At 66.5% G+C, this 18,943-nt stretch carries 15 protein-coding genes and 1 other RNA gene; 10 read left to right on the top strand and 6 right to left on the bottom strand.

From position 1 onward, the window contains the following. The first annotated feature begins 112 nt into the window (after nucleotides 1-112). Nucleotides 113-1,111, top strand: a complete 999-nt coding sequence (locus AC5RV2_RS07015; RefSeq protein ID WP_494091764.1) for a carboxylate-amine ligase — start codon at nucleotides 113-115, stop codon at nucleotides 1,109-1,111. A 34-nt stretch (nucleotides 1,112-1,145) separates the two neighbouring features. Here the strand turns inward: AC5RV2_RS07015 and AC5RV2_RS07010 are convergent, their stop codons facing one another. After that, on the bottom strand, nucleotides 1,146-1,904 hold the full coding sequence (locus AC5RV2_RS07010; protein WP_494091763.1) for an AfsR/SARP family transcriptional regulator: 759 nt from the start codon (nucleotides 1,902-1,904) through the stop codon (nucleotides 1,146-1,148). 469 nt (nucleotides 1,905-2,373) lie between these two features. Here AC5RV2_RS07010 and AC5RV2_RS07005 point away from each other — a divergent pair, with 469 nt between their 5' ends. Next, the gene (locus tag AC5RV2_RS07005; protein WP_494091762.1) at nucleotides 2,374-6,513 is read left to right on the top strand and encodes a Pls/PosA family non-ribosomal peptide synthetase; all 4,140 of its coding nucleotides are present in this window, start codon (nucleotides 2,374-2,376) and stop codon (nucleotides 6,511-6,513) included. 89 nt (nucleotides 6,514-6,602) lie between these two features. Then, complete coding sequence (locus AC5RV2_RS07000; RefSeq protein ID WP_494091761.1) at nucleotides 6,603-6,974, top strand: hypothetical protein; 372 nt, start codon at nucleotides 6,603-6,605, stop codon at nucleotides 6,972-6,974. Between the two features lie 151 nt (nucleotides 6,975-7,125). On the opposite strand, the gene AC5RV2_RS06995 is transcribed toward AC5RV2_RS07000, so the two are convergent. After that, nucleotides 7,126-7,647, bottom strand: a complete 522-nt coding sequence (locus tag AC5RV2_RS06995; protein ID WP_494091760.1) for a hypothetical protein — start codon at nucleotides 7,645-7,647, stop codon at nucleotides 7,126-7,128. A 454-nt stretch (nucleotides 7,648-8,101) separates the two neighbouring features. Between AC5RV2_RS06995 and AC5RV2_RS06990 the strand changes: the two genes are divergently transcribed. The 6 genes from AC5RV2_RS06990 (at nucleotide 8,102) to AC5RV2_RS06965 (ending at nucleotide 14,849) form a co-directional block, all read left to right on the top strand. Further along, nucleotides 8,102-10,588 carry a S8 family serine peptidase gene (locus AC5RV2_RS06990; protein ID WP_494091759.1) on the top strand — a complete coding sequence of 829 codons (2,487 nt, stop codon included), beginning with the start codon at nucleotides 8,102-8,104 and terminating at the stop codon, nucleotides 10,586-10,588. A gap of 180 nt (nucleotides 10,589-10,768) precedes the next feature. Then, the gene (locus tag AC5RV2_RS06985) at nucleotides 10,769-11,491 is read left to right on the top strand and encodes a response regulator (RefSeq protein ID WP_494091758.1); all 723 of its coding nucleotides are present in this window, start codon (nucleotides 10,769-10,771) and stop codon (nucleotides 11,489-11,491) included. Beyond that, entirely contained in the window at nucleotides 11,488-12,624 is a 1,137-nt protein-coding gene (locus tag AC5RV2_RS06980) for a sensor histidine kinase (RefSeq protein WP_494091757.1), read from the top strand. The genes AC5RV2_RS06985 and AC5RV2_RS06980 overlap by 4 nt, the downstream gene beginning before the upstream one ends. Nucleotides 12,625-12,878: 254 nt before the next feature. Further along, entirely contained in the window at nucleotides 12,879-13,094 is a 216-nt protein-coding gene (locus AC5RV2_RS06975; RefSeq protein WP_494091756.1) for a hypothetical protein, read from the top strand. Then, entirely contained in the window at nucleotides 13,094-13,489 is a 396-nt protein-coding gene (locus AC5RV2_RS06970; RefSeq protein ID WP_494091755.1) for a hypothetical protein, read from the top strand. Before AC5RV2_RS06975 ends, AC5RV2_RS06970 begins: the two co-directional genes overlap by 1 nt. A gap of 109 nt (nucleotides 13,490-13,598) precedes the next feature. Then, nucleotides 13,599-14,849, top strand: a complete 1,251-nt coding sequence (locus tag AC5RV2_RS06965) for a heparan-alpha-glucosaminide N-acetyltransferase domain-containing protein (protein ID WP_494091754.1) — start codon at nucleotides 13,599-13,601, stop codon at nucleotides 14,847-14,849. Nucleotides 14,850-14,918: 69 nt separating this feature from the next. On the opposite strand, the gene ssrA is transcribed toward AC5RV2_RS06965, so the two are convergent. Beyond that, nucleotides 14,919-15,288: a transfer-messenger RNA gene (gene ssrA, locus AC5RV2_RS06960) on the bottom strand. 143 nt (nucleotides 15,289-15,431) lie between these two features. On the opposite strand from ssrA, the gene AC5RV2_RS06955 reads away from it, so the two are divergent. Next, on the top strand, nucleotides 15,432-16,562 hold the full coding sequence (locus tag AC5RV2_RS06955) for a carboxylate-amine ligase (RefSeq protein WP_494091753.1): 1,131 nt from the start codon (nucleotides 15,432-15,434) through the stop codon (nucleotides 16,560-16,562). A 97-nt stretch (nucleotides 16,563-16,659) separates the two neighbouring features. Here AC5RV2_RS06955 and smpB read toward each other — a convergent pair whose 3' ends face one another. From smpB to mltG, 3 genes are all read right to left on the bottom strand, one after another. After that, a complete protein-coding gene (gene smpB, locus AC5RV2_RS06950) occupies nucleotides 16,660-17,133 on the bottom strand; it encodes an SsrA-binding protein SmpB (protein WP_493979070.1) in 474 nt (157 codons plus the stop codon). A 66-nt stretch (nucleotides 17,134-17,199) separates the two neighbouring features. Further along, nucleotides 17,200-17,616: a shikimate dehydrogenase family protein gene (locus tag AC5RV2_RS06945; protein WP_494091752.1), complete on the bottom strand. Its 417-nt coding sequence runs from the start codon at nucleotides 17,614-17,616 to the stop codon at nucleotides 17,200-17,202. Next, nucleotides 17,613-18,943, bottom strand: a 1,331-nt coding sequence (gene mltG / locus AC5RV2_RS06940; protein WP_494091751.1) for an endolytic transglycosylase MltG, incomplete at its 5' end; no start/stop codon positions are given. The genes mltG and AC5RV2_RS06945, both read right to left, overlap by 4 nt.

Below are 18,943 nucleotides of genomic sequence, written 5' to 3'. Positions count from 1 at the left end.
TTTGCCTTGGCATCGACGGCGAGGGTGGCGGATTCGGCGATGGACGCAATGCGCCGGGAGACGCGGGCGTTGGCAGGCATGGGGTTCCCGTCTTCAGAACCTGGAAGGCTCGGTGCAAGTAGCCAGGGATGAGATCCAGCGCGAGTTGCTCACTTGCCAGATTGAAACTGCCACCGCGGTCTGCTCCACGCTCACCGAGGCCGAGGAGTCACTGCTCAACTTCCGCCGCGAGCTCGATGCCGCCGCCCGGAAGACCGGCGTGCGCGCCGCGGCCACCGGCACGGCCCCGCGGATCCAGGACGACTACCCGGAGGTCACGGACAAGGAGCGCTACCACCAGCTCAAGGCCAGCGCGAAGGGCATCGTGGCCGACCAGTTCGTCAACGGCCAGCACGTGCATGTGTCGGTCCCCGACAAGGAGGCCGGCGTGCAGGCCTTGAACCGGATCAGGCCGTGGCTGCCGGCGGTGGTGGCGCTGGGCGCCAACTCACCCTACTGGCTGGACCGGGACAGCGGGTTCGGCAGCTGGCGGATCGTCCACTACCGCCGCTGGCCCATCCAGGGCTGCGCGCCGGTTTTCCGCGACGCTGCCGACTACGAGCGCCGGATCCAGCGCCTGGTCGACTCCGGCGTGGTCATCGACCGGGGCGTCATCACGTGGCTGGCACGGCTGTCCGACCGCTACCCCACGCTCGAAGTCCGTGCCGCCGACGTGCAGCTCGAGGCCCAGGACTCCGTGCTGATCGCGGCGGTTGTCCGCGGACTGATCTCCACGGTGCTGACCGATGAGGCTTCCTCCCGGTCCTTCCTGCAGCCCGAGCCGGAGCTTCTGGACGCCGCCGTCTGGCAGGCCGGGCGGCAGGGCCTGTCCGACCGGTTGGTGGATCCGGAGTCGGGCGTGCTGCTGCCGGCGCGAGATGTGGTGGGCATGCTGCTGCGCTACATTCGGCCCGCCCTCGAGGAAGAGGGCGACTCGGCGTGGGTGGATGCCAGCATCGAACGGCTCTTCGCCACGGGCACCGGCGCCGACCGGCAGCGCAGGGCCATGGAATCCGGCGGGCTGCCGGCGCTGATGGACCTGTATGCCTCGTCCCTGACCGCGGAGCCATAGCCCGCGGCGCACTGGTCCTCAGGCGCACTGGTCCTCAGACGGGCGGCGGGCTTTCCGGCCCCGACCTGCCGCCCGCCGCAGCCGGCGGCGCGAGCAGGGGTGCCATGAGGTTCATGATCCTGGCCGACGGCTCCACCCCATATTCCTTGCGGAGCCGGGACCTGAAGGCCTCGAACGCCCGCAGCGCCTGGGCATGGTTGCCCTCGGCGATCTGCGCCTGAAGCAACAGCCGCTGCGCGCTTTCGCGCAGCGGCTCAAGGGCGATGGCGATTCCCGCTGCGTCCGTGGCCCGGTCGATCTCGCCGCGCTCCAGATACTCGCCGGCGAGGCGTTCCAGGGCCTTCAGTCTCAGCTGCCTCCACCGTTCCTGCTCGGCCATGACCCAATCCTCATACCATCCGGGCAGCAGTTCGGCCGTGCGCAGCAGGTCGAGCATGGCCGGCCGCTGGCGGCCCCCGCGGCCCCCGTGGAGGGCGGCCAGTCGTCGGCGGACTTCGTGAACGTCCACACTGACGTCCGGGGCGAGTGCCAGCGGATCCCTGCTCTCTTCCAGCAGTCCAGGCAACTGGTGGGAAATCATCCAGATCGCCTCCCGCAGGCTGCCCGCCGCCTGCCTCTCCGAACTGTCCGGCCACAGCAGGCCGGCCAGAAACGCGCGTGGCTCGCTGCCATGAAGGGCCAGCGCGGCAATCAGGCGCTGCTGCCGGATGGTGACCCTGACGGGAATTTTTCCCTGGCGGATCTGCCATCCGCCCAAGAGTCGGACCTCCCACAGGCGTTCTGTCGCCGTCATTTCCGTGCCCTCCCCCAAGGGCATAAATGGCCCCCGAGCCACTGCCCCGCTTCTCCCCGATTCCAGCTTCCCACCGTGTGCAACGTTGTCAACGCGGAGAAAGCATGCATCCGGAAACGGATCTGATGGCCGTCACGTGATAACGCCGCGGTGACGGCGGACCGGGCGCCGGCGGGCTTCGGCCGCGGATGGGAACCGATCCCTCAGCCCCGTTCCGGCTGATGCCGTTGCCCCTCGTCGGCGCCGGTCCGCCCGGTAACGCACGCGTAACACCGGACGTCGTCCAATTTGATAAGGGCCCGTCGTCGGCACCTAAATCGACACTACTGCCCAACCCATTGTCGGCTCCCGAGGCGAGGAGGACTGCCATGGCGGCACATGCGCACTTCCCCGCGCCCGCCCGGGAGACGCACGCCGCCTGCGCCTTCCTGGTACAGGTTGTCCGGCCACCGGCACAGCGGGAAGTGGCATGAGCGCTCCGGCAGGGCGCAGGGCCCGGCGGCGCCTGACCGAGACAGGCCACCGGCCGAAATCCTCCGGCCCCGCCGGGGCTGCCAGCACCATCCTCACCGGCGCCCCCGGCAATGGAAGGGTACGTTGGCACGACGGGGACAGGCTGGAACGGCTTTTCGAGGACCGCTGCGACGAACTGCGACGCGACGGCGTGGGGGGACGGCTCGCCGTCGACGGCGTCGGGTCGTCGCTGACCTACGATCAACTCGACGCCCGGGCGAACCAGCTTGCGCGGTACCTGATCTCGCGCGGCACGCGGGCGGGCGACCGGATCGCGCTGCTCTTTGACCAGCCAACCCGGTCCTACACGGCCATCCTGGCGGTATTGAAGGCCGGTGCCGCATATGTCCCGCTCGACGCCGGCTACCCCTCCGACCGTCTCGCCTACATTGTCGAGGATGCCGGCGTGAGGCTTGTCCTGTCGCTGTCCCACCTTCGTGACCGGATGCCCCCAACGGGTGCGACCATCCTCTGCCTCGACGAGGAGGACCCGCTGGTGGCCGTGCAGGATTCCTCGCGCCTGCCCCGGGGAGAACAGGCGGGGCCCCCGGGCGATCTGGCCTACATCATCTACACCTCCGGCTCGACAGGCCGCCCCAAGGGTGTGGCCATCGACCATCCCAGCATCTGCAACTTCGTGCTCGTGGCAGCCGAAGCCTACGGCTATCAGCCGACGGACCGCGTCTACCAAGGGATGACGATCGCCTTCGACTTTTCGGTGGAGGAGATCTGGGTCCCGTGGATGGTGGGTGCAACCCTGGTGCCCAAGCCCGGCGGCGTCAGCCTGCTTGGCATGGAACTGGGCCAGTTCCTGCGGGACCAGCGGGTGAGCGCCATGTGCTGCGTTCCAACGCTGCTGGCCACCCTCGACGAGGACCTGCCCGACCTGCGGTTCCTATTGGTCTCCGGCGAGGCCTGTCCGCGTGACCTCATTACCCGGTGGCACCGTCCCGGCCGGAGGTTCCTGAACGTCTACGGTCCAACGGAGGCAACCGTCACTGCGACCTGGGACGCGGTCCATCCGGACAAACCGGTGACCCTGGGCGCTCCCCTGCCCACGTACTCGGTGGTGATCCTTGATCCGGACGAACCGCGAGCGCTGCCGCCGGGTGAACTGGGCGAAATCGGGATCGCCGGGATCGGGCTGGCCCGCGGATACATCAACCGCGACGACCTGACCGAGCGGGCCTTCATGCATGACTTCCTTGGCATCGATAACAATCCCTCGGGCCGGATCTACCGCTCGGGCGACCTGGGGCGGTTCACCGAGAGTGGAACCATCGAGTACCACGGCCGGATCGATACGCAGGTCAAAGTCCGCGGTTACCGCATCGAACTTACCGAAATCGAGTCCGTCCTGCTGCAGGTGCCCGGCATCGCCCAGGCGGTAGTGAGCACCTACGAGCCAGCCCCCGGACTCGTGGAGCTGGTTGCCTACTACACGCTGCGCCAGGACACCGCGGCGGTCGACGAGGCAAGCATCGCCGAAAAACTGAGCGAGACCCTGCCCGGCTACATGGTCCCGGCCTACCTCGAACGCTGCGCCGAAATCCCCGTCATGCCCAGCGGCAAGGCCGACCGGAAGAAGCTGCCGCAGCCCAGCAAACCCCGGCTCGCCGGCGGCACTCACGAGTACAGCGCACCGGTAACGGAGGCAGAGGAAATACTGGCCGGTTGCCTCGCGGGGGTTCTGGGGGTGGAGAAAGTCTCCGCCACGGCACACTTTTTCAACGATCTCGGCGCCAATTCGCTGCTCATGGCCAATTTTTCGGCCGCCGTCCGGCGCCGGGCCGCGCTGCCGCCGGTGGCCATGCAGGACATCTACCAGCATCCGACCGTCCGCCGGCTCGCCGTCGTCCTCTCGGCTGCGCAGGCCGCGGCCGCCGAGCTGTCAGGACCCGGGGCGCGCGAGACGGAGCCGGCCCTGCGGCCGTCGCCCAGCGCCCTCCGGCACATCTTGTGCGGCGTGGCGCAGCTGATGTTCTTCCTGGGCTACACGACCTACGCTGCCTCTTTGCTCGTCATGTCGTTCGTTTGGGTTTCCGAAGGAACCAGCCTGATCGACATGTGGCTGCGATCCGTCGGACTCGGCGCCGCCATGTTCCTGCTACTGTCCATCACTCCGATTGTCCTGAAATGGATCCTGGTAGGCCGCTGGAAGCGTCAGGACATCCCCCTGTGGGGCTGGGCCTACATCCGGTTCTGGGTCGTCAAAACGCTCAACCGGAGCAATCCCCTCGTCTTGTTCGTCGGCTCGCCCCTTTACGTTCTCTACCTCCGGGCGCTCGGGGCAAAGATCGGCAAGGGCGTCGCCATTTTCTCCCGCATGGTGCCCGTGTGCACCGATCTGGTCAGCATCGGCGACGGCACGGTCATCCACAAGAATTCATTCTTCCTCGCCTATCGCGCCCGCAGCGGCGTCATCGAAACGGGCACGGTAACGCTGGGCCGCGATGTCCTGGTGTCGCAAAAGACGACGCTGGACATCGACACAGCCATGGGCGATGGCGCTCAGCTGGGCCATGCGTCCTCGCTGCAGACAAGCCAGGCGATACCGGACGGTCAGCACTGGCACGGCTCCCCCGCGGTCCCAACGGAAACGAACTACCTCAGGGTTCCGCCGGTACGCTGCAGCACCCGCCGCAGGGTCGTTTTCACGCTGTTGCAGCTTTTCAACCGGCTGGTCCTGGTCGCGCCGGTCGGGCTCATCGGCCTGTCAGCGCTGCTGCCGCCCTACCTGGACAGCGAACACCTGAAAATGGACAATCCGTTCTTCTACCTCGACACCCTGCTCATCACCCTGACTTTGTTCCTTGCCTCCTTCTTCGGCGGCCTCATCGCGATCCTGACCATCCCCCGGCTCCTGAACCTCGCCCTCAAGCCCGACAAGGTCTACCCGCTGTACGGCGTGCATTTCACGCTCCAGCGGATGGTTGCCGGGATGACGAACGTCAAGCTGTACAAGGATGTTTTCGGCGACAGCTCGTACATCGTGCACTACCTGAAGGCACTGGGCTACGACCTCGGCAAGAAGGTGGAGCAGACAGGGTCGAACTTCGGCCCCGAGGTGTCTCACGATTCGCCCTACCTGAATACCATCGGATACGGGACCATGGTCTCCGACGGCCTGAACATGATGAATGCCGATTACTCGAGCACGTCGTTCCGGCTGTCCCGTGTCAGAATCGCGGGCCGCAACTTCCTGGGAAACGACCTCACCTTCCCCCTCGAGGCCCGGGTTGGCGAGAACGTTTTGTTGGCAACCAAGGTCATGATCCCGATCGACGGCCCGGTCCGGGAGAATACCGGCTTGCTGGGATCCCCGCCGTTCGAGATTCCGCGCTCCGTTCAGCGGGACGGCCGGTTCGATGAACTGAAGATCGAAGAGGCGAAGAACCGGCGCCTGCCGGCCAAGAACCGCCACAATATCGGGTCCATGGGAATCTTCCTCGGTGTGCGCTGGTTCCTGTTTTTCTCCGGAACACTCATCGCCGCAGCCTCCGCAACAATCTACGATGAATTCGGCGCGTTGGCGGTAGCCCTTGGAACGTTGGGCTTCGTTATATACCTCGTCCTGCTGACCGTCCTCGTCGAGCGCCTGGTGATGGGCTTCCGCAGGCTGAAGCCGCAGTACTGCTCGATCTACGACCCGTACTTCTGGCACCACGAACGTCTGTGGAAGATGCTCGCCACCCCACCCTTTAACGGCACGCCCTTCAAATCAATCGTCTGGAGGATGCTCGGCGTCAAGGTGGGCAAGCGTCTTTACGACGCCGGCTGCAACATCCCCGAGAAAACACTTGTCTCAATCGGCGATGACTGCGCCTTGAACGAAGGCACAGCCCTCCAAGGCCACTCGATGGAAGACGGTACGTTCAAGTCGGACTACATCACGGTGGGAAACCGGTGTTCCTTCGGCGTCGAGTCCTTCGTCAATTACGGCGCAAGGGTAGGCGACGGCGTCTCACTCGAGGCCGACTCGTTGCTCATGAAGGGAGAAGACGTGCCGGAGAACGCCATCTATGCCGGCAACCCGGCCCGCGACACGACGGACACCGCCAGACCCAGGCGGTTGACCGGCGCGGCGCAGGGTTGATGAAGTAAACGGGCGCGGACCAGTGTGCCCGGCGCTGGCGCACGGCACGAAGTTGCTGCAGCCGGACTCACGGTCCATGGTGGTAGGTGATGATTACCAGACGCGAAGCAGCCCAGTTCCTCGATATCCCACAGGAGATGGCGAAACGCCACGGGATCCCCTCCCGCATCTCCGAGGAGGAACTCGCCGCGATGGACGCGGACCCACCGGCCTGGTTGGCCCAGTCGCGCGCCAACCGGACGGGCAAGCGGCCCGTCTGGACACCGCTGCGGTGCTTCATTTGCGGCTTTACCGAGTCTGCCCGGCCGAAGAAATGGTGGCCCGAATTCACCTATGTCTACTGCCGGCACCATGATCCCGGGGAGCTACCCGCGCCGCCCGCGGGATGGGTCCGCAGCGAGTATGACGGCATCGGCACCAGGTTCACCGGAATCGTCGACGTGGCGCTTCCCGGCGACTGACCCCTGGGGGCGGGCGACCGGCTGGGCGAGAGGCTGAGAACAAGGCCTTTCGCCACCGGTTCCAACGCCGAACTCGGCCGGCCCTCCTGCCTGCACGCAGAGGGGCGGCCTCCCCGCAGGGAGGCCGCCCCCGATGGCGGAGCCGGCGGGATTACTCGTCTTCGCCGACGCCCTTCTCAGCGGCCTTAGCCGCCTTCCACACGGCCTTTCCTTCGGCCTTGGCTGTCTTCCAGTCGGCCTTTCCTTCAGCCTTGACGGCCTTCCAGTCTGCGCTTCCCTCCGCCTTGGCGGACTTCCACGCGGCATCAGCCTCGGCCTTCGCCGACTTCCACGCGGCGTCGGTTTCGGCCTTAACGGCCTTCCACGCGTGGGTCGGCTCCTCAACCGGGGCCGGGGCCGGCTCTTCCACGACAGGCTCCTCAATGGGGGCCGGTGCAGGCTCCTCCTCCACCGGAGCCGGTTCCTCGACCGGAACCTCCTCTACCGGCTCCTCCCCGGGGACAGGCTCGACGGGCTCTTCACCCTCGTCCCCGACCGGGGCTTCGTCCTCGACCGGTGCCGGGGCAGCCGGCTCCTCAGCCGGGGTTTCCTCGGCGGGAACGTCCTCGACGACCGGTTCAGCTTCCTCGACCGGGGCCGGCACGATGGTTACGTCCTCGGCCGTGATGGCCACGAGCGAATCCTGTGTTTCGTGAGCAGAAGCGGCTCCTGCGCCTCCGGCAGTCACCACGCCTGCGACGAAGACTCCAGCAGCCAGCTGCCGTGCCTTGGTTTTAGCAAACGATGACATGTGTTGCTCCAATCGTTGGGGATGTTGCAACTTAATCGTTACATCCGGAGCCGGCGGGCTTGCAAGCGGAAGGGGGCGAAAAGTCACCGATTGGCCCCCAAACCGGACTCGGGTCTTTACAAGGTTGTGGGGCGCCCGTCAGACTACGCTCGGCCGGGCGAGGGACTATCTGCGACCGGGCGAGAGACGATCCAGGCGGGCGAGAGGCGATTCAGGCGCCGGAAAAAGGTGCTGTAACACCGGAGGATAATCGTTACACTGAGTCGCGTGGGCGCAACGTCGCATTCCGTCCGTCCTGCACCAACACCCCGGGACCCCGCCCGTAAGGATGACACCCATGCCTTCGCCCCTGCCCCGCCGCCTCCTCGCCGGACTGGCCTCGTTCACCGCCGCCGCCGTCCTTGGCGCAACGCTCTCAGCCCTGCCGGCCTCGGCCACCGATGAGTCCGACCTGCCTCGCGCCGCGTCCAAGTACCTGCCTCCCCGCGACATGCCGACCGACCGGTTCATCGTGAAGTTCACGGACAAGGCCGGAGGCAGCTCCGCCGGTAGGGGAAAAGCCTACGGGCGTACCGCCAAGAAGCTGGGCGTCAGCGTGAGGGAACTGCGCGGCACCGCCACCGGGGCCCGGGTGATCAGCACCGGCAAGGCCCTCACAGACGCTGAGGCCAAGCACCTGGTGGCCCTGCTTGAGGCGGATCCGGCCGTCGAATTCGCAGAACCTGATCAGCGCATGCAACCCTCGACCGCCCCGAACGACGAGCACTACGGCCTTCAGTGGGACCTTTTCGAGGACAAGGCCGGGATGAGCGTGCCGGCAGCCTGGGAGGTCAGCCGCGGCGATGGCATCACCGTCGCCGTCGTCGACACGGGCATCACCGATCACAGCGACCTTAACGCGAACGTGCTGCCCGGCTACGACATGATTTCTCACCCCGCCTTTGCCCGAGATGGCGACGGCCGGGACGCCGACCCCCGGGATGAAGGCGACTGGTACGACGTCGGCGATTGCGGGTCCGACGACTCCTCAGACTCCTCCTGGCACGGCACCCACGTTGCCGGCACCATCGCCGCCGTCACCGGCAATGGGCAAGGAGTCGCAGGCGTCGCCCCCGGCGCGAAGATCCTGCCCGTCCGCGCCCTTGGAGCGTGCTGGGGCTACATGTCGGACATCGCCGACGCCGTCATCTGGTCGGCCGGAGGCAACGTCCCAGACGCCCCGCTCAATGCCAACCCGGCCCGTGTCATCAACCTGTCGCTCGGCGGCTCCGGGCAGTGCTCCGCCACCTTCCAGTCGGCGGTGAACCATGCCGTGAACGCCGGCTCCGCGGTCGTGGTGGCGGCCGGCAACGAGAACCAGGATGCCTCCCTGTCCACCCCGGCGAACTGCGGGAACGTCATCACCGTAGCGGCCAGCGGGCGCGAGGGCAACCGCGCCCCCTATTCGAACTTCGGGACCACGATCGACGTAACCGCCCCCGGCGGCGACGGGAGCACCGGAGCGGGCAACGGCATCGCCTCCACCTACAACCAGGGCACAACCGCCCCAGGCGCCGAGGGCTACACCTACCTCCAGGGCACGTCAATGGCCGCACCGCACGTCGCCGGCATAGCCGCCCTCATCCTTGCCGTACGTCCGAATTGGACGCCGGCGCAGATCGAAGACCAGCTCAAAAGAAAGTCCCGCCCACTTCCCGGTACCTGTGCCGAAGGATGCGGAGCCGGGCTGGTCGACGCCGCAGCGTCCCTCGACTTCCGCCCCGCCCCCTACGGTCCCCCGAAAATCTCAGGAGTCATGCGCGTCGGCAGCGTCCTGTACGGCACCCAGGGCGACTGGGGGCCGGAACCGGTCAGCGTCGCCTACCAGTGGTACCGCAGCGGAAACCCTGTCCCCGGAGGCACAGACCGCACCTACCCCCTGACCGGCGCCGACGCCGGACACACTTTTACCCTGAAGGTCCACGCGACCAAGGACGACTACGCTGCCAGCAATACCTCCGCCACGACGCCCCGTATCGCCGAAGGCGTCTTGGCCGGATCCGCACCGACGATCAGCGGAACCCGCAAGGTCGGCTACGCATTGACCGCGGCCCCGGGCAACTGGACTGCCGGCACAACCTTTGCCTACCAGTGGTACCGGTCCGGGACGGAAATCAGCGGGGCCACCGCCAGCCGGTACGTCCTCACCGCGGCCGACGCCGGGAAACACCTGACCGTCCGCGTCACCGGCGCCGCCCCGGGCTACACAACCGCGGCCGTGACATCCGCTTCCAGCGGGCCCATCGCCTACCGCACCCTCGCCGGGGCGGTCCCCACGGTCACCGGAACGAAGAAGGTCGGCCACAGGCTGACCGCCAGTGCCGGGACATGGACCTCGGGCACCACCTTGAAGTACCAGTGGTACCGCGGCACCACAGCGATCTCACGGGCGACGGGCCGCACCTACGTCCTCACCGGCTCCGACGCCGGCAAGCAGATCTCCGTCCGGGTGACCGGATCCAAGAGCGGCTACACCAGCCTGAACCGTTACTCGGCCAAGACGTCTGCGATTGCCAAGGGCACCCTGCGCACGTCCGCACCGGTCATCAAGGGCACGCTGCGGCCGGGCTACACGCTGACCGCGTATCCGGGCATCTGGACGGCGGGCACCACTTTGAAGTACCAGTGGTACCGCTCCGGCACGGCCATCCGCGGCGCCACCGGCAAGACCTACCGGCTCACCGCCACGGACCGCTACGACACGATCAAGGTGCGGGCCACCGGGTCCAAGACCGGCTACAACACGGCCAACAGGTACTCGCTCTCCACCGCACGCCTTCGATAGCGCGAGCCTGCCCGCTTCGCCGTCGTCGGCAGATGCCGGAGTATCGGCACAACGTTAGTGCCCGACACGAGGGTAGAGGCAGCGCGTGCCATGCATCACAATGGTCGTACACGCGGAGCGACAACGATCCGGTTCCCTGCCTGAGCACCTACGGGGCGTTCTGCACCTAAAGGAGTTTTTATGTCTGCAGTTCGAGCAGGCCGTGTGCTGGTGGTCGATGATGAGGTCACTTTAGCCCGCGTGGTGGAAAAGTACTTGCGAAAGTTCGGGCTGGAGGTGTCGGTGTGCCACGACGGGGCGAAGGCGGTGGAGGCGGTGCGGGCTTTCACTCCGGATGTTCTGGTACTGGATCTGGGCCTGCCGGGGCTGGACGGTATCGAGGTCTGCCGACGGGTGCGTATGTTCTCCGACTGCCACGTATTGATGCTCACAGCCCGGGATGATGAGGTGGACAAGGTCATGGGGCTGTCGGTGGGGGCCGATGACTATATGACAAAACCGTTCAGCCAGCGTGAACTACTGGCCCGGGTGCAGGCGAGGTTGCGCCGGATGCATCAACTCGACGCGGCACCCCGAGCCGAGCCACCGTCGGTCGATCGGACCGTGACGATAGGGAATCTTGTGGTGGACCGTGCCGCACGCCAGATCCACGTGGACGGGGAACCGGTACCGTTCACTCGGATCGAGTTCGATCTGCTAACCGCCTTGGTAGAGCACCCCGGGCAGGTGCTAAGCCGTCGGCAGCTGGTCGACATGATCTGGAACGCCGAGTGGAACGGGGACGAGCACCTCGTGGACGTCCACATCGGGCGGATCCGCAAGAAGCTCAGCGATCCTCCCGCTGCTCCCCGGTTCATCCATACGGCCCGCGGGGTCGGGTACCGGATCGGAGATGGACGATGACGAACGCTTCCGCCCCTACCGTGCCTTCCTGGCAACCGCTGACGCTGAGATTGATGTTGGCGCAGGCCTTGGTGCTGCTGGTGGGGCTGGTCGTCACGCTCGCGACGGTTTCGTGGTTCGGCCCGTCGATGTTCTCCCGCGAGCTGGCGGTGTCCGGCCATGCCGAGGAAGCGGCGCTAGTGGGTGAGGAAATCCTGCAGGACGCCTTCCGAAAGGTCAGCTTCGGTGCCGTGATTGTCGGGGGGCTACCGGCCCTTTTTGTCGCTGTATTGTTCAGCTTCTACCTCTACCGGACGATTGGCCGATCGCTGACGGCGTTCAGCTCTGCCGCCGAGCGGGTGGCCTCGGGCGACTACCAGGTCCAGCTCGCATCGCCGGGATTGGGCCCGGAGTTCGATACCCTTGCGTCCTCGTTCAGTGATATGGCCGCCCGGCTTTCGGCGGTGGACACTACGCGGCGCCAGATGCTGGCCGATCTGGCTCATGAGATGCGTACCCCGCTGGCCAGCATCAAGGCTCATGTGGAGGCGGTTGAAGACGGGGTGCTGGAGATGGATGAGGAGACTACCAGCATTCTGTACTCCCAAACCGGCCGGCTCGAACGGTTGGCCGGTGACATCCGGCTGCTGGCCCAGGCCGAACAAGGTCTCGTGCATCTCCAATTGGCTGCGGAGTATCCAGCGGAGGTGGTCGCCGAGGCGATCGCCTCGGTACAGCAGGAAGCCGCGGCCAAGGACATCACGCTCAGCACCACCACGTCCGGACTGGACACAGGGCCAGTGCTTATGGACCGGGAGCGAATCGGCCAGGTGCTGGGCAATCTGCTGGTTAATGCACTGCGCCATACCCCTGCTAAAGGGAAGATTACGGTGCACACCTACTTCGCCCCGGACGCGGTGACAATCGCTGTAACCGACACCGGGGACGGGATCCCACCGGAACATCTGCCGCATGTCTTCGACCGGTTCTATCGTGCCCGCGCCGGGAGGGAGTCCGGTCCCGGATCGGGTCTGGGACTGTCGATCAGCAAGGCACTGGTCGAGGCCCATGGTGGGAGACTCCAGGCCAACAGCGCCGGTGTGGGCCGCGGAGCGAGCTTCGAACTGCTCTTGCCCCGCTCCGTGCGTTCCTGAGCCCGCACAATCTCCTCCACGATCCGCCCCCAGGGTCGATGCCCTTGGGCTCCTCGACATCCGGAGAAGAAGCTCAGCAGGGCTGGCAGTTTTTCATGACTGCTTACGTCGTGGTCCTCCTTGAGAGAATTGTGAGAATCACGCAACGCTATTGCAAAGTGCCTTTGCCATTCTGATGAGGCGGGTCCGTTCCGGACCTGCCGGCCCCGTCCCTCTCGGATTGGTGCCGGTCGCACCTACAAGGGGTAGAGAGCATGTCCACTATCGCAATCGTCGGTGCCGGGGAAAGACTCGCTGCCACCGGCTCCCGTACCCGGGGCAACGTCGGCGGTCTGGCCATCGGTCTGCACCCGTCGGGCCTCAACACGGCGCGCGCCGAGATCGAGGGATTCGTTCGCCGGACCATTGACGGCTCCGCCGCCCTGTCTGGGGCCCCGGCCGCCCCGCATCCTGACGGGTGGGCGGCCTGATGGCCACGTTCAGCATCGGTTCCTTGCTGGCGGAGCGTCGCTTCCAGGAGGACGGCGCCGCCGCCGATCTGGCCGATTTGGCTCCCCACGCCGTCCCCGACACGGCCGCCCCGGCTGCCCCCGCCGCCCCAGTCGCCCTCGGCACCGTCGTCTCCGCCCAAGGAGCGCGCGCCGCCATCAGTGGGCTCGACGTCATCGTCGGGGACGTGGTGGCTATCTCCTGCTGGGAGGCGATCCCAGGCCCCCGGCGTCCTGGCTGCTTCGAGCCCGGTGTCGAGGCTGAGGTGGTAGCGGTGAACGCCGCCGAGGCCACTGTCGTGCCGCTGGTCGAGGGTTGGACCCCGGTGGCCGGGGCCAGAGTGGTTTTCTCGCGCCACGGCGGACTGGACCCGTAGGGCCCAGAAGGGCTCCTCGCTGAAGTGTGTGCCGCACTCCACCCTCACGAGGAAGTGAACGAGCAACGAGCACCCTGCGGTAAACACACCGAAAGAGAGAAGGATGAAGATGGGCCCTATTGAGGACAAGCAGGGACGTGGCGTTGGTCCTGCAGACGTTAAGTCGACGCAGAACCGGCGGCGGCTGATCGGCATTGACGCGGCTCGCGGACTGGCCCTGATCGGGCTGATCGCCATTCATATCTTGCCGGCGGCGGACGAGGAAACCCACGAGCCGACGCTGTCGTGGCTTTTGTTCTCCGGCGACTCCGCTGCACTGTTCGCCCTTCTGGCGGGAGTGGGCCTGGCCCTGTCCACTGGCGGGCACAGACCGCACCCGGGGCGGCGAATGGCGGGGAACCGTCTGGGACTGGCCCTGCGGGCCCTCCTGATCGGAGTCATAGCCCTTGTCATCGGGGCGTTCATGCCGCACGAGGACCCCCCGGCCTACGGCATTCTGCTCTACTATTCGGTGTTCTTCCTGCTCGCCATTCCGTTCCTCCATCTGCGGCCCAAAACATTGATCATCAGTGCAGCCGTCTTTGGCATCGTCTCGCCGATCCTGTTGCAGAAGCTGGATCCGATGCTCCCGACTTCGTCGACGTTCAACCCAACCCTGGAGCATCTCTTTTTCGAGCCGGCCGGCGTAGCCTCGGATCTACTGCTGACCGGTTCATATCCGGCGCTGATGTACATGTGCTACATCCTGACCGGGCTGGGGATCGGACGGCTGGACCTGCGAAAACCCAAGGTGCAGGGATATCTCGCCGGTATCGGTGCGGTGCTGGCGATCCTGGCCAACGTGGCCTCAGCACTCCTGCTGTATGCCATGGGAGGCTTTCAGCAGTTGGTGGTCGAAAGCGGGATGTCGGGGGAAGAACTGAATCATGAAATCGTATGGGGATTCGGGGCCATTCCGGACACCTCCGCATGGTGGCTGGTCGTTGCGACGCCGCACACCAACACGCCGCTGGCGATAGCCAGCAGCCTCGGCATCGGCCTGATGGTGACCGGCCTGTTCCTCCTGATCGAGCTGGCGGGGGCACGCTGGCTGACACCCCTCGCCGCGATGGGGTCGATGACCCTGACCCTCTACTCCGCGCACCTGCTCGCGCTCAGCCTAGAGGTGCACTACGAGCAACCCGTCCTGTGGTTCATCATCCATATTTCAGTGGCCATGGTGTTCGGGCTGATCTGGAGCCGGTGGCTGGGACAGGGCCCCTTGGAGAGACCGGTCGCAGCGGCCGCCAAAAACTTCCGCCAGCTCGTGGACGACGGATCGTCCGGAACTACCGGGGCACCCGGAGCGGTTCCCCGGTGATTCGGGACCTCCTGCCGGGGCGCCTACCCTAGCAGGGCAAAGAAAAAGCCCCGGGAACCGGGGCAAAATCAGTGGAGATGGGGGGAATTGAACCCCCGTCCGATGTTGTGTTGCCAGGACTTCTCCGGGCGCAGTTTGCTTCGGGTTTTCTTGGCCCCAACCATCCCGCAAACAGGTGGTTGACCCGGGCCCAGCCGTCTAAATGTCCCGAATACCCCAACGGCGAAGGTATTCAGCAGTGGCTCTCTTAATGACGCCAGCATCCGGGGCGAGAGCATCCCCGGGCTGACGGACTTGCACCGCTACTTAGGCAGCGAGTGCGAAGTCAGTGCGCTTAGATTCGGCACTTATTGGTTTGCAGAGAGCGTTTCCGAGATAACTCTGCATCCTCGGCCCGCTTCCCCTGGCGCGACTAACATCGTCGAAACCTGTCATCCCCGTATGTAGTTATCAAAATAACCATTGCTGCCGGGCAGTTACCTGTCCCGGACCATCCAGTGTAACCCATGTTTGCGCCGGTCTATTCCCGCCGCCCCGGCATAGCCAGCGTGCGGTCGCGGGACTTACGCTCAAACCATGGTTGTGGGCCGACCCCCAGGCACGCCGCCGCCGGTGTCCACCCCGGCAACGTTCGGCATCGAAGAAGAATTCCTGTTGATGGATCCGCGCACTGGCTTGCCGGTGACGACCGGCCCGGCGGTGCGGGCCGCCCTGCGCCTGGGAACCACACCGGAATGGGTCAGCTACGAGTTGCTCGACTGCCAGGTGGAGACCTCGACCCCGGTGTGCCGCCAGTTGTCCGAGGCCGCGGACGCCCTGCTGGACTTCCGCCACGAGCTGGCCCGCAGCGCCGCCGCAACGGGCGCGGCCGCGGCCGGCATCGGGGTGATTTTCGACGCCGACCTGCGCCCCGCATCCGTGACCGACAACTCAAGGTACCGCAGCATCGCCGAGCGTGCGCCGGCGCTGATCGCCGACCAGTACGTGACGGGCATGCACATCCACGTGGAAGTGGCGGATCCGGAGGTGCGGCTGCAGGTCCTTAACCGGCTCCGCCCCTGGCTCCCGCTGCTCACGGCGGTAGCCGCCAACTCACCGTACTGGCGGCACACGGACAGTGGCTTCGCCAGTTGGCGCACCATCCTGTACCGCCGCTGGCAGGTCCAGGGTTGCCCGCCGTTCTTTGCCGACCTGCACGACTACGGCGTCCGCGTGCGGCAGTTGTACGCCTCCGGGGTGGTGCCGGATCCCGGGCACCTCTCCTGGCTGGCCAGGCTGGCAGACCACTTCCCCACCATCGAGGTCCGGGCCGCCGACAGCCAGCTCACCGCGGCCGACAGCGTGCTCCTGGCCGGGCTGGTCCGGGCGCTGGTCGCCACCGAGCAGACCGCCGTCCTCGCCGGTCGCCCGGTCACCAACTTCCATCCGGAACACTTGGACGTGGCGCTTTGGCAGGCGGCCCGGTTCGGGTTGTCGGAGAAACTGGTGCATCTGGATTCGGCCACCCTCTGGCCGGCGCACGATCTCCTCGAGCTGTTGCTGCGCCATATCGATGAGGCGTTGGAGCAGCACGGCGACGGCGGCTGGGTCCGCGAGCAGGCGGCCCGGCTGCGGCTGGAGGGCAACGGTGCGCAGCGCCAGCGGAAGGCGCTGGTCGGCGGCGGGCTCCCGGGGTGGCTGGATTTGGTGCGCCGGTCCCTAACAGCGGGCTGATGCCACGCAGGGCTTTCCGGCCGGCGGCCTGACGGGGCGGCAGCGGCGAAGCAGCACGGCCGGCAGCCCGGCGGAGCCGCAGCGGCGAAGCAGTGCCTCAGGCGCCGCGGTTCTTTTCCCGCATGGCGCGCAGGGCCTCGCGGTTGTCCTGCTTCTCGCGCAGCGTCTGGCGCTTGTCGTAGTCCTTTTTGCCGCGGCCCACGCCGATCTCCACTTTGGCCAGGCCGTCGTTGAAGTACAGCTGCAGCGGAACGATCGTGTAGCCCGATTCCCTGGTCTGGCGCGAAATCTTCTCCAGCTCGGCCCGGTGCAGCAAGAGCTTCCGCCGGCGCCGGGCAGCATGGTTGGTCCAGCTGCCGTTGAGGTACTCCGGAATGTAGACCGATTCCAGGTACAGCTCATCGTTGTAGAAGATGGCGAAGCCGTCCACCAGCGAAGCACGGCCCTCGCGCAGAGACTTCACCTCGGTCCCCATCAAGACCAGGCCGGCCTCGTAGGTATCCATGATGTGGTAGTCGTGCCGGGCCTTTCGATTGGTGGCCACTACCTTTCGGCCACTTTCTCTGGGCACGGGGTACTCCTTCGTCGTCGGAACGTTCCATTATAGCCGCGCCACGGCAGGAGCGCCGCAGCGGCGTCACAGCCGGATAAGCCGCAGCGCGCCGACGATGCCGGCCACGTCGGTGTTGTGGCCGGAGAGCGTCACGCCTCCCCCGCCGTCGTACTCGGGAACCACGGTGTTGAGCACTCCCAGCAGGTCCACCAGTTCGCTGACCCGGTCCATCTGGCCGACCATGGCGGCCTTTAACGGCATGGTCACCGACAGCCCGGCCCAGTCCCGCTCGGCGCGCAGGTTTCGGACGAACTGCGGCACGCGGTCGGCCGTGAGATCGATGGCCCGGTAGCTGCAGTCGAAGCCGATCAGCTCATAGGCGGCGCGGTGCAGGGCAGGCGACCGGGAGTGGTCGATCGGATGGCCGAGCACCGCCGCCTGGTACTGCCGCGAAGCGGGCCGCGTGCCGGCCAGCACGCCGTCCGCGGGTCGGGCGGTCAACTGCACCGGCCCTCTTCCTGCTCGCTGCACCACTGCAGGTATTCCTTGGTGTAGGAGTTGTGCTCCGCCAGCGTCTCGGCGAACTTGGTCTCGCCGGTGTCCAGGTTGACCGTCACCCAGTAGTAGTAGGGGACGTCGGCCGGGTTGGCGGCCGCGTCAATGGCAGGCCCGCCGGGCGAGTTGATCGGCCCGGCCGGCAGCCCGGTGTGCGCGTACGTGTTGTACGGATTGGACTTGTCGGCCTTTTCCTCGGGCGTGATGTCGTAGCCCTTCCGGCCCAGCCCGTACGTGACCGTGGCGTCGGACTGGATCAGGCCGTTCGTTTCGGTGTTGTCGGGCTTGAGCCGGTTCTGGATGGCCCCGGCGACCTTGGCGTAGTCGGCCTCGCCGGCCTCGGCTTCGATGATGCTGGCGATGGTCAGCACCCGGAACTGTTCCTGCGGATCGGTGATACCGTCCGCGGTCAGCCGCTCCTTGGTGTTGGCGACCAGTTCGGAGATGATGTCCTCCGCGGTGGCGTCCAGCGGCCAGCGGTACTCGCCGGGGAACAGGTACCCTTCCAGGTTCCGTGCGTCCTTGGGCAAATCGAACTGCTGCGGATTCTTGGCCAGCTCCGCGAACTCGGAGGCCGGGATCTTCGTGCCCTTGCTCAGGGCGTCGAACACCTCGTCCTGCCGCCAGGTGCGGTTGATGGCAACGTAGGAAACCTTCTCCCCCACGTCCGCGAGCAGGATGGCGGCCGCGTCCGCGGCCGGCAGCTTGTACTGCATCTGGTAGTCGCCGGGCTGGACCTCGCGGCCGTTGGCCTGGCTGGCCAGCTCGCCCAGAAAGATCTCGCTGTTGGAGACGATGTCCTGCTCCACCAGTGAACCGGCGATGGCCAGCGGGCCGGCGCCTTGTTCCACGGTGAAGGTCACCTGTCCCTCCCCGGGGCCGGCGTAGTCTTCGGGACCGCCGCCCATGCCGAGCAGGTTCTGCAGGAACAGCACGACGCCGACCAGGCCGGCGGCGAAGACTGCGAACACCACCAGCATGATCGTGTTGCGCCGGCGGCGGGCGCGCTGCTTGCTGCGGGGCGGGCCCTTGCGGCCGGGCGCCGGTTCGTCCTCGAAAAAGTCCAGCCGGCCGTCGTGGTAGACCTGTCCGTCGTCCTGGTACACGACGCCGTCGTCGGCCACGTCCCAGTTTTGCTCCGCGCCGCCGTCCGCGGCGGGAACCTGCTGGTGGACGACGGTGGCCGGCTCCGGTTCATGCCAGGCGGCGGCCGGTTCGTCCCCGACGCCGGTGGCCGGCTCAGGTTCATGCCAGGCGGCGGCCGGTGCCTCCC

The sequence above is a fragment of the Arthrobacter sp. Y3225116 genome (assembly GCF_059091245.1).
This window is presented reverse-complemented; position numbering and strand designations above follow the sequence as displayed.